Genomic DNA, 14,204 nt, shown 5'->3' on the forward strand with positions numbered 1-14,204 from the left:
TCCGGATCATCCGTCGAACAACGCCGTCCCGCCCGCCACCACCGTCGCCACGGTGAGCGCGCGGTCGAGGTATAGGTTGCGCGACTCGCACGAGGTTTCCGCCACCAGCAGGCAGCTGTGGCAGGCCGCACCGCTCAGCGCGCGTTCGTCGGCATGGGTATCGGGATCGTGTTCGGCGCAGATCGGGTCGCCGCTGCACAAGGCGAGGCGGTCGAGCGCGCGTTCGGCGATCGCGCCCAGCCGCGGCAGCACCGCGACCAGCCCGCCCAGCGTCCCCTGCGATCCCGTAGAGGCGGTGTAGAGCAGCAGCCCGAACCGTTCGCCATCGTCATCAACGATCGCGTAGAGCCGCTCCTTCAGCGCGGTGGCGGGATAGCCGCAATCGAGCGCGATCTCGTTCATCAGCGCGTGGCTGAAGCCGTGGATGGCGTAATAAGCGAGGCGGGGGAATTGGAGGCGGTCGCCGAACGGCTGGCTGGCGCGCCAGCGGTCCCAGCCGCTATACAGCCGCTCGCCGCGCGCGGCCACTGCGGGGCGCATCAGCCAGGCGCGGATCGCGGCGGCGTCGAAGCGCAGGAAGATGCCCTCGCCGCGCTGCTCCACCGCGGGCAGCCATTCGAGGTCGGTGGCGAGCGCGGCGCCCTCCACCGCGAGATACAATTCCTCCAGATCGCCGTCGATCGCGGTCGGCGCGGCCTCGAACCGGGTGAAGCCGTAGAGGCAGGCGACCTCGCACAATCGATGGACCGCCACCGCGGAGGCGATCGGGGCGAGGCGCGGGCGGTCGCCATCCCATTGCTCGCGGCTCAGCGTGCGCGCGTGGAGGCGGGCATCGGGGGTGGCGGCGCCGATCTCCGGCAGCCCGGAGGTGAGCAGGTCGAACTCGGCGACCTTGGGTGCCCTTGCCAGCGTCTGCTGTCCGGTGGCGTTGAGCTGCGCGATGCGCGCGACGACATCGGCATCGCTCCACCCGTCGAGCGCGGCGCGCAGCGCGGGGTTGGCGCGCCGCGCCATCGCCATCTCGGCCTCGGTCGTGATCCAGTCGATCGCGTCCATATGCGCCTCGACCAGCCGGGTCAGGTCGTCCTCCGCGGCGGGGAGCGAGATGACCGTCAGCACCTGCGGGAAATAGGCGTTGGTGGCGGTGCGGTTGAGGAAGCGCAGATTCTCGTCGCAGCCGCCGGGTTCGGGCGTGCGCAGCCATGGCCGGCGCCCGCCGCACTTGCCGAAGCGGCCGTCCGCCTGCGCATCGCGCAGCGACAGCGCGGCGCCACACCCGCACACGACGCGGGTGGAGGCGGGATCGCCCGAGGTGCCGCGTTCCTCCAGCCACAACGGCTGCGCGCAGCGGTCCGTGGTGCCGCTGCCGATATGGACCGCATAGGCCCAGTCGATGTCCTGAAGGTGCCCCTTGCGGCACCCCGCGACGAAGCGGATCGGGGTGACGGGGATGCGGCGGCCGTCGTCATCAACCAGATCGGTGCGTCCGCGCGGGTCGAGGTCGCGCCAGCGGACCAGCCGGCGGCGGCGCACGTCGCCGCTCTCCTCCGCCTCGCGCGCAACGAACCAGGCGGGGAAGATGCGCGCCTCCACGCCGGGCGGTTCGCCGGTGCCGCTGCGCGCCTCGTCGTGCATCGGCGGCGTGCGCAGCGTCAGCCGCGCATCGTCCGCCAGCCGCCCGCCGGCGCGCAGCAGCGTCTCCAGCACCGCGACCGCGCGCGGTTCGGGGACGGTGCGCCAGCTGTCGCGCTCGCGCATGTGCCACAGGTCGAGGCCGCCGATCACCACCGATCGCGTCGGCAGGTCGACCATCGCGCCGGGGCCGAAGCCGATGACGAGCTGCGACTGGCGCAGCGTGATGCGCTTGGCGGTCATGACATGTCTCCTGCGCCGCTGACGCGTTCGCCCTCGGGGCCGCGCGGCTTGACCAGCACGCCGGGTTCGACGTCGCGCATGCTCCACCCGGCCTGGAAGCGGCGATGGGCGGGCGACAGATTGTCGAGCGCGGGGTCGAGCGGCGGATGCAGCAGCCGCTGCGGCCGGTCCTCATAGCTGAAGCGCAGGCCGGCGGCGGTCCGTTCGGCGGCGATCGCGACCCAGTCGTCGAGCAATCCCTCGATCGTGGCGGCGAGACGGTCGCGCCCGCCCTCGATCCCGGCGGGCGCGCGGTCGACCAGATGCTGCACCACCGCGGCGCGGGTGGCGGGTGCGGTGGCGAGTGCAGTGACCGCGCCGGACGCGGTCAGCGCAGGGTCGAGGTGGCGCGCGATCGCCACCACCACCGCGGCCAGCGCGCGGTCCAGCGCGCGCGGCGACCAGGGGGTGACGCTGGTCGCCTCCACCGCGCGATAGAAGGTGTCGTGGAAATGGCCGAATTGCTCGAAATGCATACGATCGCGCGGGCGATGGACGTTGAGGATGACGACGACCAGCCCGGGGCGCGCCGGGTTGCGCCCGACGCGGCTGGTCGCCTGGATATATTCGGCCGCGGTCTTGGGCTGGCCCTGCACCAGCATCAGGCCCAGCCGATCGATGTCGAGGCCGACCGAGATCATGTTGGTCGCCAGCGCGACATCGACCGCGTCGCCCGCGCCGAAGCCGGTCTCCAGCCGGCGCTTCGCCGCGGCGACCTGATCGGTGGAGACGCGCGAGGTCAGCTCGACCGGCTCGCGCAGCACGCGGTCGCCGAACGGATGGTCGGGCGGCTCCAGCCGGCGTCGGCGCTCGCCATAGCGGGCGAGGCGCGCGGCGACCTCGTCCTCCACGATGCGCCGTGCGCCGCCCAGTTCGCGCAACGCGTTGAAATAGCACAGCGCGGTCAGATAGGCGTCGGCATCGCCGCCCTCATCCGCCAGCCCCTGCGCCGCGCCCAGCAGCGTCACCAGCGCCTGGAGGAACACCAGCTTCGGCCCGCGCCCCGCCGCCGCCAGCCCGACATACCAGCGCGCGGGATCGGCATCGCTCTCCACACGGGTGAGCGCGAAGAAGCTGTCGCGGCGGTCGATGCCCGGCGGGGGGAAGATATGCGTATCGTGGCGGTCGAACAGCGCGCGGATCTGGTCGCGCGCGCGCCGCACGGTGGCGGTGGAGGCGACGATCTTCGGCCGGACGCGCCGGCCGTCGATCATGCGGGTCGCGAGCCGGTCGATCGCGGCCTCGTACAGCCCGGCGACGGTGCCGAGCGGGCCGGAGATGAGGTGCAGCTCGTCCTGCACCACCAGATCGGGCGGCGCGAGCCGGTGTCCGCCGTCGAGCGCGCGGCCCCGGCCGGGCGTCGCCGCGCCGTAGAAGCCGGCGTCGTCGGCGCGGTCGACCTGGCCGAAGAAGGCGCCGGCCGCGCCGACCCAGGGAAGTGCGGCGAACTTGTCGACGGTGGCGATCAGGAACGCGGGCAGGCGGCGATAGATCGCCTCGTCCACCGTCACCACCGGCAGCGCGCGGTCGCCGGTGAAGGGGCAGGCGAGGTTGACGCAGCGCAGCTCCAGATTGGTCGGCGCGTCGGCGTTGGGCACGCAGCGGAAGCTGTGCGGGGTGAAGGCGGTGCCGCACCACGGGCACGCCTTGATCGGAGCGGGCGCGCGCGGATCGCGCCCGGTGCTATAGGCGCGCACGCGCTTCACCGCGGTGCCGTCCGCACGGTCGCCCTTGCCGCCCAGCCGGTTGGGGCTGGCGTCGGAGCCGACCCACAGCCCGATCTCGATCGGCCATTCGCCCAGCCGCGGACGCCCGGCGGCGTCGCGATAGTCGGGGCCGGTGCGCAGCAGCTCCAGCGCGCATACCAGTCCGGCGGCGCGGCCGAGCTGGTCGAGCGTCAGCAGCCGCAACGTATAGCGCATCACGACCGACACGCCCGCGCCGAGCAGGCCGTCGCCGCGCAACCGGCGCAGCGCGATCGTGAACGCGGCAAGGCCCAGATACGCCTCTGTCTTGCCGCCGCCGGTGGGAAAGAACAGCAGGTCGGCGGTGTCGCGATCGGGGTGGCAGGGATCGGCCATGCCCGACAGGTTGATGAGGATGAAGGCGAGCTGGAACGGGCGCCACGTCGGCGTCGTGTCGCCGGGGCGGCGTGCGCGGGTGGCGTCGGCGACGGCGCGGTTGGCGATGGCGAAGGCGATGCGCACCTGCGCATCGTCGCGCAGCAGCGCGATTCCCGCCGCGATCCGGTGCTGCGCCTGTTCCTGTGCGGCGATCAGCGTGGCGGCCGTGCGCGCGCGTTGCGGCGCAGTGGCGATGTCGGGCGCCTGTGCCGCGGCCTGCTGTCGCGCCGACCAGTCGGCATAAGCGGCGGTCAGCGGCGCCAGCGCGGTGGCGAGCGCCGCGCCATCGCGGTTCGCGAGGTCCGCCAGTCGGTCCATGTCGAACACGACATCGGGCACCGCGGCGGCAACGGTCCGCTCCACCGCGGCACGCGGCAGGTGCGTGGTGTGGACGCGCCGCACCACGCCATCGTCGTCGACGACATGGCCGGAGGCGCATCCCAGCCCGGCGGCATAGGCCGCGCTGTCGCGATAATGGAGGTCGGCGAGCTGATCGTCCCAATCGTCGCGCGCGACGCGCGACAGATCGTGCTGCGCGACGAAGCCCTGCGCACAGGCCAGCTCCAGCCGCACCTGATAGGCATAGGCAAGGTCACGATAGGGCGCGGGCGGCTCCAGCCGCTTGTTGACCAGGAAGACGGTGACGACCTGCACCGCACGCTCCTCGCCATTCGCCAGGTGCAGCGCGAAGGGACGCGCGCGGATCGCCAGTTCCAGCGCGCCGCCCGCGCGCGCGGTGGCGGCGGTGCCGGGCAGCGGCAGATGCGTGATCCCCTCATCCTCGCGCGGAATGGGCAGGGTGGCCGTATGCCGGCATGGCACGCGGCGCCACGAGACGGCGGTGCCGCGCGCATCACCGCCGCCGTCGAGCACCTCGGGCGGCAGCGGCGGCTCGGGCACGTAATCGCCCCAGTCGAGCGTCACCTCCAGCGTGCGCACCTCCGCCGCGACCATCGTCGACATGCCGATCGTGCTGGGCAGGAAGCGCCGCCGTGCCGCCGGGGGATCGGGTTCGTCATGATCGCCCGCCGCCCCGCCCGCGCCGAAGCCGTCATATTCCGGCAGGAAGGCGTCGGCCTCGTCCGGCTCGGCATCGACGGCCATCTCCGGTTCGGTGGTCAGTTCGCCCGACGGCGCGATGAAGCCGGCGAGATACCAGCGCGACGGGCTTTCGCCCGCGGGCAGCCGCTCGGTGGCGAGGTCGGCATCCTCCACCTCGCTCGACCCGATCAGGTTGCGGCGCAACCGCCGCACCATGTCCGCGCGTACCCCTGCCGCCGTCATCACATCCGCTCCATCGTCGCGCGTTCCTCGTTGAGCCGCAGCAGCCGCGCGAGCACCGCGTCGCGGAACGGCGCGGGCCAGAACAGGCGGCCCTGATAGCGGTGGTCGTCCTCGCTTTCGACGTCGAGGAAGACGGCATGTGCCGCGCGCGCGAGATCGTCCCAGCCGTAGGCGGCGAGCACGGCGTGATCGATCCGCTCATGCAGATGGCGAAGCATCGCGATATCGTCGTCGGTGTCGGTCGCGCGGTGGAAGCGGTTGTAGGTCGGCGTCATCCCCTCATCACGCGCGACCATCAGCGCGGCGCGGTGGTCGTGATAGGCGCGCCCGGCGGCGTCGAGTGCGGGATCGGTGGCGTAGCCGGGCGGCAGCGGGAACGTCTCGAAACAGTCAGATGGGGTGTAGCGGAGGCGATCCTCAAGAGTGGAGGCGAAGAAACGGGTCCACACTTCGTGGACGCGCGATTGCAGTGTGGCGAGGGCGCCGTAGCCTTCCAAAGCAATCATGATCGCCGTGTTCGACAGGAGCATTTCGCTGCGCACCCGGGCGACTGACAGATGCGGCGAGGTCACGCCGATCGCGAGACCGTAAGGCCGCGCGCGGAAGACGCGGATCAGTTCTTCCCGTCGTCGCTGGAAAAGCCACCAGTCACGCCGTGCCGCCTCGTCGCTAATCGTATCGCGATACGGTTTGACATGGCGTTCCACGATCGCGAGCGTTTCCGGCCAGCGCGCCCGGACGGTGTCGAGCGGGAAGGCACCGAAATCGATCGCTCGCCTGCTGGCGCGATGCGCGGGATCGTTGACCAGTTCCTCTCCGCCCAGAAACACGCGAATAACCTCCCGCGCATCCGGCTCGCGTTTAAGTAGTGTGTCCAAGGCGATCATGGTGTTGTCGTTGCTGAAGGGCTTATCCCGGCTGAAGAGAAAACCGCCTCCATAGACCTTGACCCCCTCGGATGATCGTCTGGCATTCTCACGGAGTCGCTCTGGCGATCCGTCCAGATCGCCCTCCATCAGATAGGCTGAGATTCGTCGTACCGGGCGGTCGTCCAGCATCGGCGTCATGCCGCTCTCTCCACGACAGACGAAGACCTGTGCCACCACCACAGCCGCCTCGCCCTCCCAGCGGTGGCGGCTGACGGCGCGGTAGATCGTGCCGCCCTCGGCGAGGATGCGCGTGAGGCCGGTGTCGCGCGTGTCGCCCTGGCGGATGGTGTTGGTGGCGATCAGGCCGAAGGCGCCGCCGCGGCGCAGCAGGCTGAACGCGCGGCGGAAGAAGTGCGCGACCAGATCCGCATTGCCATGCGCGCCGGGGTGCAGCGCCTTCAGCCAGTCGGGATAGGCGGGGGCGTTCCCGGCGGCGATCGTGTTCTTGCCCGCGAACGGCGGGTTGCCGATGATCGCGTCGAAGCCAGGGTTGGCGCGGGTGAAGACGTCGTCGAACTCCAGCTCCCAGTGGAAGCTGGCGATGCCGATCGGCGGCGCGCGCAGGTCGTCGCGCCATGCCGCCAGCCGCGCCCAACTGGCGGCATTGGGGGCGAGCACGCATTGCTGCACCTCCGCCAGCCGTGCGTCGCGGTCGCGCGCGCCGGTGCCGGTGAAGAAGGAATGGAGGATCGCGTCGGCGACCAGATGCGCGCGCTCCAGCGCCACGCTGGCGGCGCGGTGGCGGCGTTCCTGCGCGGCGTAGCTGGCGATCTCCGCCTCGCTTCGCATCAGGCGGCGCAACTCCGCCGCGGCGTCGATCCCCTCGCGCACGATCGCCTCGACGAAGCTGTGCTGCCCCGACACCTTGCCCCAGGTGACCGCGACGATCTTCGGATTGGGCAGCCCGACCAGGCTGTCGCCGTGGCGCAATACCGCGTCGAGGAAGGTGAATTCGTGCGCGCTGGCCAGCGTCTCCAGCCACAGCGACAGCTTGGCGAGATCGATCGCGAGCGGGTTGCGGTCGACCCCGCGCAGGCAATGCTGCGCCACCAGCCGCTTGGCGTGGAGCAGTTCGTCCTCGTCCGCCGGGATCGTAGGGCGCTGCGCCGGCCAGCGCGTCCAGGCGGTGACCAGCCGCTCGCCCAGCTGGCGGCACGCCTCGACCAGGAACGCGCCCGAGCCGGCGGCGGGTCGCCATACCTTGAGGTCCAGCACGTCGGCGGGCCGCGCGTCCTCACCGATCCGCGCGAAGGCGGGGGCAAGCGCGTGCGCGACGATCGGGCGGGTCAGCGAGGGCGGCGTATAGTGGCTGCCGGTGCGGCGGCGTTCGTCATTGGGTTGCAGGATCGGGGTGCCTGCCGCCACCGGCTGGCCGCGCGGGGAGGCGCGCGCATCTGCCACCGGCGCCAGCGCCGCGGCCAGCGCCTCCACCCCCTGTGCCGAACGCAGCGCGCGCGATACCGCGGCGGGGAAGGTGCCGCGCCCGGTCCATGCCTTCAGCAGCTTCTCGCGTTCGCCCGCCGCGGCGAGCGTATCGAGCGCGATCCACACCGGCACGCGATTGTTCTTGCCGGCGCGGATCGCGAGCATCGGGCCGGGCGCGCCCTCCACCGTAAAGCCCATCACGGTTTCATAGACCGAGCCGATCTGTTCGACGCTGAGCGAGCGATAGGCGATCCGCTCCCCGCCCAGCATCAGCAGGTTGTCGAGGATGCGCAGCACGCAGCCGTCGCCGACCGGCAGCACGCGTGCCTCATCGTCCGGCGCATCCTGTCCCAGCAGGAAGGGAAAGGCCGGCTCGCTGAACAGCTTGCCGCCGCGCGCCTGCATGAAGCCCGAGGGATGGCCGCGATCGACCAGCCGGAACAGCGCGATCAACCGGCCCCAGGCGCCGCGCCGCTCGTCCATCGTATCCGGATAGAGCGCGGCATCGTCGCGCAGCCGCAGGTGGAGCCCGCCCAGCGCATAGCCCTGTTCGTAGAGCGTCGCGGCGGCGGCGCCCGGCGCGGACGGCATCAGCCCGCGATCTTCCGCATAGAGGATGAAGATCAGCCGCAGCAGGACGGTGAGCAGCCCTTCGTACAGGTGCTGCGGACGCGTCGCGGCCAGCGTGCGGATGCGCGCGCCATCGGCCGCGTCCAGCCGCGCAACAGTTCGTGCAGGCTGGCGAGCACCTGTCCGGCGAGCCGCGTCGACACGTCCGCCTGCGCGGCGCGGCTCTCCGCCAGCACCGCGGGCAGGCGGTGCGAGGGCGGGCCGGTGAACAGCGCATGCGCATCCAGCAGCAGCTTCAGCCCGGCGAGCATCCCGCGCCCGCCGACCTCGGCCAGCGCGGCGAGCGGCCAGGTCATGTGCCCCGACACCTCGCCGCGCGGCGCGACGACCAGTCGCAGCACCGGTTCGATCGCGGCGCCGTCGTTGCGCCCGGTCTCGCGCGCGCCGACGATCACGCCGGCCAGCACGCCGGTTTCGCGCAGCAGCCGTTCGAACCGCTGCTGCGCGGTCGCCTCCCAGCCGTCGAGCGTGCCGCGGCGGTCGAGGACCAGGTCGTGCGCCTCGATCCGAACCAGCAGTTGCGGCGTGCCGTCCGCGCCGGTCACCGCCCAATGCGGCTCCAGCAGCGTCTCCTGCTCGCGCAGCGTCAGCCGCAGCGTGTCGGGCAGCGCCGGGCCGCCCGGTGCGCCGGCGACGCGCGTCGCGGACCAGCCGAGCACGTCGCAGAAGAAGGGCCAGGCATCGTCCGCGAACCCGGCCAGCGCAGTGGCGACCGCGAGACTGTCGGCGGCGCCCTGCGGCGAGGGCCACAGCCCGATCCGCGACAGCGCGGCCGGGGCGACGACCAGCCCGACCGGCTGGAGATAGCCGATCCAGTCGTGACGGCCCGGCGGCAGCGGCGCGCTCATGCGGCGGGCCAGAGATAGACGAGGCCGATCGGTTCCAGCCGGCGCGCGCGAATGCGGGCGGCGGCGCGCAGCCGTTCGGGCTCGCGCACCAGTTCGTCGTCGAGGCGGGTGGCGGCGCGCTCCCATGAGCGGCGATCGGCGGCGCGCTGCCGTGCCTCGGCGGGATCGAGCAGCAGCGACAGTTGCGCATCGTCGCTGCCGCGTTCGCGCAGATGCGTGCGATGCATTGCTCCAGCAGCGTTTCCAGCCCGCGCGCTTCCGCGGCGGCGCGGCGGTCGAGTTCGCCCGCGACCCGTTCCGCACGGGCGGCGGCGCGTTCCTCCAGCACGGGGCGCAGGTCCGCGACATCGCGGGTGGCGGCCACGGTGGCGCGATGCGCGGTGTCCGCATCGGCATCCGGGGCGGTGCGCAGCGCGTCGATCAGTTCCTCCAGCACGCGCGTTTCCGCCTCGCGTCCTTCGGCCAGCGCGCGCAACGCGCCCGTCTCGCGCCAGTCGGCGGCGACGCTCAACACCTCCTCGTGCAGCCGTGCCGCGCCGTCGCCGTACAGCGCCAGCCGTCCGAGCAGGACGACGCGCGGGACCGTGGCGGCGGCGGTGCGGATGACGCAGGCGCGCGCCAGCCCCTGCCGGAACCCGGCCGAGAGGAAGCGGCCGAGCAGCCGGCGTACCAGCCGGTGTTCGAGGTGGAGCTGCACGACATCGCCCGCGTCGCGCCCGTCGGGCAGGATCGCGGGCGCGAAGCTGATGCGGCGCACCGCGGCGTCGCTGCTCGCGCGCCATTCCGCGGGGCGCTCGCCGGCACGCGCGGGCCGCGCGCGCAAGTCGTCAAGCAGAGGCTGCCAGCTGGGATCGGCGGCCAGCGCATCCTGATCGAGCGCGAAGACCGGCGTCTCGCCCACCGCCGCGGTGCCGTCCCACGCGCCACCGCGCGCGACAGGGCGAGCCCGACCACCGATTGCAGCTCGCCCGGATCGACCCCGACCCGCGCACGCGCCTTTTCCAGCATGACGGTCAGATCGTCCTGCTCGCGCTTCAGCCGCGCGCGCCGCGCCTCTTCGCCAATCGTCGAGGTCGCGGATCGCGGCGCGGACGCGCTCGTCCGCGGCCTCGTCGCGGATGCGGTCGGCGAGGTCGCGCGCGGCGCGGCGGTCGATCCCGCCGCCGCCCAGCCGGTCGGCGATTCGCGCGCCCAGCACCTCGCCTGCGGAGCCCAGTTGCTGCCGGATCAGCTCGGTCTTGCGCACCAGCGCGTCGAGCACGACGTCCTCGGGCCGCTGCGCATAGACGAAATAGCGGCAGGTGACGGTGGTGATGCGGTTGCAGCTTGCGGTCGACGCGCCCGTTGCGCTGCTCCAGCCGCGACGGATTCCACGGCAGGTCGACGTGGATCAGGTCGTGGCATTGCGCCTGGAGGTTGATCCCCTCGCGCGCGGCATCGGTGCAGATCAGGATGCGCAGCGGATCGGCGGGGTCGTTGAAGGCGCGCTTGATCGCCTCGCGCCGTTCGGCCGAGGTGACGCCGGTGAAGGTGTCGATGCGCCGCGCCTCGTGCGCGTCGGCGGGGGTCGAGCAGCACCGCCAGCTGCCGCTGGAGCCAGCGGCGCGTATCCTCATATTCGGTGAACAGGATCAGGCGCCGGTTGCCCCAGCGCCCATCCGTGTCGAGCAGGTGCGTGTGCGCCCATTCGAGGATCCAGCGCACGCGCGCATCGGGGGCGGTGCGCGCAGCCTCCGCCACGGCGAGCATCGCGGCGGCATAGGCGCGTTCCTCGGCAAGCTGTGCGTGCGACGATCCGGCGCTGCCGGCGATGGCGGCGGCTTCCGCGTCCGCGGCATCGGCACGGTCGAGCAGGTCGAGCGCGGCATCCTCGTCCTCGGCGCGATCCGGCGTGTCGGTGTCGGCGGCAGTCGGCGCGCCCTGCGTCGCGTCGCCCGCCAAGGCGCGGTCGAGCCCGGCGAGATGGACCCGCAGCGTCCGCGCGAACGCGGCCACCGACGACAGCAACCGCTGCTGCAACCCGACGAAGGCGAGCCGCGCGCGCGCCGCCTGCGCGCCCGGCAGCGCGGCGATGCGCTGTTCGCGTAATGCACGATACTCGGCGAGCATCGCGGCGAGCGACAGCTCGGAGGCGTCCGACGGCAGGTCGTCGATCACGATCGGCGTGACGATGCGCTCGGGGAATGCCTCGCCCAGCGCGCGCAGGTCGCTCTTCAGCCGCCGCACCATCACCGGGTCGAGATCGGCCGGGCGCACCGGCACGCCGCGCGTGAAGCGCTGCGGATCGAGCAGCTCCAGCAAGGTCGCGAAGCTGTTGGCATGGCCGTTGTGCGGCGTGGCGGACAGGAATAGCCGGTGCTCGAACCGCTCCGACAGGTCGCGCAGCGCGCGGGTGAACTGGCTTTCGATCGCATAGCGCCCGCTGCCGGCGGGGGCGGCGTGATGCGCCTCGTCGAGGATCAGGAGCGAGCGGGCGCGAAAATCCTCCAGCACGTCGCGCAAGCCCGCGACATAGGCTTCCTCGCCGAGCAGACGATGCGACAGGATGAAGCGCGATCCCGCCGCCCAGGGATTGGCGCCATAGCCGCGACGGCGGCGCAGCGCCTCCAGATGGCGCGCATCGACGATCTCGAACGACAGGCCGAACTTGGTCTGTAATTCCTCGCGCCATTGCATGGTCATCGCCGGCGGGGCGACGACGACGGTATAGTCGACGCGGCGGCGCAGCAGCAGCTCGCGCAGCACCAGCCCCGCCTCCACCGTCTTGCCCAGCCCGACGTCGTCCGCGATCAGCAGGTTGACGCGCGGCAGCCGCAACGCCTTGCGCAGCGGCAGCAACTGATAGGGATCGAGCCGGATGCCGGCACGGAACGGCGCCTGGAAGAGGTCGCGTTCCGCCGCGGTGGCGGTGCGCCAGCGCACGGTGCGCAGATAAGCGGAGAAGGTCGCCGCATCCCCGCCCTCATGCCCCAGCGAGGCCCAGGCTTCCTCGTCGTGGAGCCGCGCATCCACCTCCGCGCTCCACAGCACACTGCGCATCCTCGCCGCTGGCATCGTCGTCGATGCACGCGAGGCGGTGGCCGGCGAGCGGACCGTCCGGCTCCGCCTCGACCATCCACAGCCGGCGCGCAGCGACACGAACTGGCCGACGCCGGGGGTGCGGGACGAAGGGGCGTGGCGCGGCGGCGCATCGGTCATGCGCGCGACAGTGCGGGGCGGGGGGCGGGGCGCCAACGAGGGTTTCATCCGCTTTGGTGTCATCTTGCGGACGCGCGGGCGCGGATGCTGTTAGGTGGGCAGGAGGGGAGACATATGATGGACGAACGGTCGCCATGGGCGAAATTGGCGCGGGACGGGGAGAAGCGGGTGACTGCGGCGCTGCCGCTGGTCGACCATTGTCTGGATGTCGGCGCGGCGTTTTCCGCGATCGTTCCCGCATGGCGGGCGGTGCTGACCACGGCGGCGGGGCGCGCGCTGACCGATCAGGACATCGCGCGGCTGACCGTGCTGGTGGCGCTGCACGATTTGGGCAAGGCCAATCGCGGGTTCCAGGCGCGGTACGATGACAAGGTGCGCCCGATCGTCGGCCACACCGCGCCGGTGGCGGCGCTGCTGAACCATTCGACGCTGCGCACCGGCGCGGCGGCGAGCGCGCTGCACGCGATGATCGCGGCATGGGATGCGCGGGAGCATTTCGCGGCGGTGATGGCGCATCATGGCCGACCGTTGCAGGCATTCTATCGCGATGCGGAGCATCAGAACCGCGCCTGGATCGGCCTCGTCGATCATTGGTGGCCCAAGGACGGCCACGATCCGGCCGAAGACGTAATGCCGCTGATCGAGGCGGCGCGTGCGCGCTGGCCGCTGGCGTGGGAGGATGGCCCGCCGCTGCCCGATGCGCCGCGCTTCGTCGCGCTGTTTGAAGGACTGGTGACGCTGGCCGACTGGCTGGGATCGGATGAGCGGCGCTTCCCGATCGCGGGGCCGCACGGGGCCGCGCGCGACGCCCTGCGGCAGGACGAGGCGATGGCCGCTGCGGCAGCGCGGGGCCTTCAGCCGCTGACGACGCCCGATGCTGATTTCGTCGCGGCGTTCGGCAACGTGCCCTACGGATTTCAGCAGGATGCCGCGGCCGCCGATCTGGGCGCGATCGCGCTGATCGAGGCGGAGACGGGATCGGGCAAGACCGAGGCTGCGCTGTGGCGCTGGCTGGAGTTGCGGCGGCGCGAGGAGGTGGATGGGCTGTTCTTCGCGCTGCCGACGCGCGCCGCGGCGGTGCAGTTGCACGCGCGGGTCGACAAGATGTTGCAGGACGTGTGGGGATCGGGCGGCCCGCGCGCGGTGCTGGCGATACCGGGTTATCGGCGCGTGGGCGATGCGGAGGGGCAGGCGCTGCCCGGCTATCGCGTGCGTTGGGACAAGGGGGAGCCGGGCGCCGCGGACGACGAACGCTGGGCGGCGGAGCGGGCCAATCGCTTTCTGGCGGCACGGGTCGCGGTGGGGACGATCGATCAGGCGCTGCTCGGCACGCTGCCGGTCAAGCATGCGCTGTTCCGCGCCGGCGTGCTCGCGCGCAGCCTGCTGGTGGTGGACGAGGTCCATGCCTCCGACGCGTATATGACGGGGCTGCTGGGGCGGCTGCTGGAGCATCATGTTGCGGTCGGCGGGCGCGCGCTGCTGCTGTCCGCGACCTTGGGTGGGGAGGCGCGTGCGCGGTTCATGGGCAAACCATTGCCGACGCAGGCCGAGGCGGAGGCCGCGCCTTATCCTGCGGTGTCGGGAGTCGACGCGCCACCGCGCGCCGCGGTCGGTTCGTCGGCCATCAAGCGGGTGACGATCGAGGTATCGGGAGCGATCGACGATGCCGGGGCGATCGCGGCGCGCGCGGTCGCGGCGGCGCGTGCGGGCGCGTCGGTGCTGGTGGTGCGCAATACCGTCGACGGCGCGGTGGCGGTGGCGCGCGCGGTGGCGGCGACCGCACCGGAACTGGCCTTCACGGTGGAGGGTGTCGCCACGGTGCATCACGGGCGGTTCGCGCCCGACGATCGCAA

Annotated in this window: 7 protein-coding genes and 1 pseudogene; 1 reads left to right on the top strand and 7 read right to left on the bottom strand. The window is 72.3% G+C overall.

The window, feature by feature from the left end; all coding sequences use genetic code 11:
• Positions 1 to 6: 6 nt before the first annotated feature.
• The 7 genes and pseudogenes from PGN14_RS16380 to PGN14_RS16410 form a co-directional block, all read right to left on the bottom strand.
• Positions 7 to 1,875 carry a DUF1998 domain-containing protein gene (locus PGN14_RS16380; RefSeq protein WP_335300650.1) on the bottom strand — a complete coding sequence of 623 codons (1,869 nt, stop codon included), beginning with the start codon at positions 1,873 to 1,875 and terminating at the stop codon, positions 7 to 9.
• Entirely contained in the window at positions 1,872 to 5,321 is a 3,450-nt protein-coding gene (drmA, locus tag PGN14_RS16385) for a DISARM system helicase DrmA (RefSeq protein ID WP_335300651.1), read from the bottom strand. Before drmA ends, PGN14_RS16380 begins: the two co-directional genes overlap by 4 nt.
• On the bottom strand, positions 5,321 to 8,266 hold the full coding sequence (locus PGN14_RS16390; protein ID WP_335300652.1) for an Eco57I restriction-modification methylase domain-containing protein: 2,946 nt from the start codon (positions 8,264 to 8,266) through the stop codon (positions 5,321 to 5,323). Before PGN14_RS16390 ends, drmA begins: the two co-directional genes overlap by 1 nt.
• Positions 8,267 to 8,298: 32 nt before the next feature.
• Positions 8,299 to 9,153, bottom strand: a complete 855-nt coding sequence (locus PGN14_RS16395; protein ID WP_335300653.1) for a hypothetical protein — start codon at positions 9,151 to 9,153, stop codon at positions 8,299 to 8,301.
• Entirely contained in the window at positions 9,150 to 9,380 is a 231-nt protein-coding gene (locus tag PGN14_RS16400) for a hypothetical protein (RefSeq protein WP_335300654.1), read from the bottom strand. The genes PGN14_RS16395 and PGN14_RS16400 overlap by 4 nt, the downstream gene beginning before the upstream one ends.
• 807 nt (positions 9,381 to 10,187) lie before the next feature.
• Positions 10,188 to 10,769 (bottom strand): helicase-related protein, encoded by a 582-nt coding sequence (locus PGN14_RS16405; protein WP_335300659.1) that lies wholly within the window; start codon positions 10,767 to 10,769, stop codon positions 10,188 to 10,190.
• 712 nt (positions 10,770 to 11,481) lie between these two features.
• A pseudogene (locus PGN14_RS16410) lies at positions 11,482 to 12,414 on the bottom strand (SNF2-related protein); the annotation flags it as partial.
• 51 nt (positions 12,415 to 12,465) lie between these two features.
• On the opposite strand from PGN14_RS16410, the gene PGN14_RS16415 reads away from it, so the two are divergent.
• Positions 12,466 to 14,204, top strand: a 1,739-nt coding sequence (locus PGN14_RS16415; protein WP_335300655.1) for a CRISPR-associated endonuclease Cas3'', incomplete at its 3' end; no start/stop codon positions are given.

The organism is Sphingomonas adhaesiva (assembly GCF_036946305.1).
In the GTDB taxonomy this organism is placed as follows: Bacteria; Pseudomonadota; Alphaproteobacteria; order Sphingomonadales; family Sphingomonadaceae; genus Sphingomonas; species Sphingomonas adhaesiva_B.

Excerpts from the sequence above, each read along its gene's own strand:
- PGN14_RS16390 (WP_335300652.1), bottom strand. The coding sequence starts at position 8,266 with ATGCCGTCCGCGCCGGGCGCCGCCGCCGCGACGCTCTACGAACAGGGC.
- PGN14_RS16380 (WP_335300650.1), bottom strand. The coding sequence starts at position 1,875 with ATGACCGCCAAGCGCATCACGCTGCGCCAGTCGCAGCTCGTCATCGGC.
- drmA (WP_335300651.1), bottom strand. The coding sequence starts at position 5,321 with ATGACGGCGGCAGGGGTACGCGCGGACATGGTGCGGCGGTTGCGCCGC.
- PGN14_RS16400 (WP_335300654.1), bottom strand. The coding sequence starts at position 9,380 with ATGCATCGCACGCATCTGCGCGAACGCGGCAGCGACGATGCGCAACTG.
- PGN14_RS16405 (WP_335300659.1), bottom strand. The coding sequence starts at position 10,769 with ATGAGGATACGCGCCGCTGGCTCCAGCGGCAGCTGGCGGTGCTGCTCG.
- PGN14_RS16395 (WP_335300653.1), bottom strand. The coding sequence starts at position 9,153 with ATGAGCGCGCCGCTGCCGCCGGGCCGTCACGACTGGATCGGCTATCTC.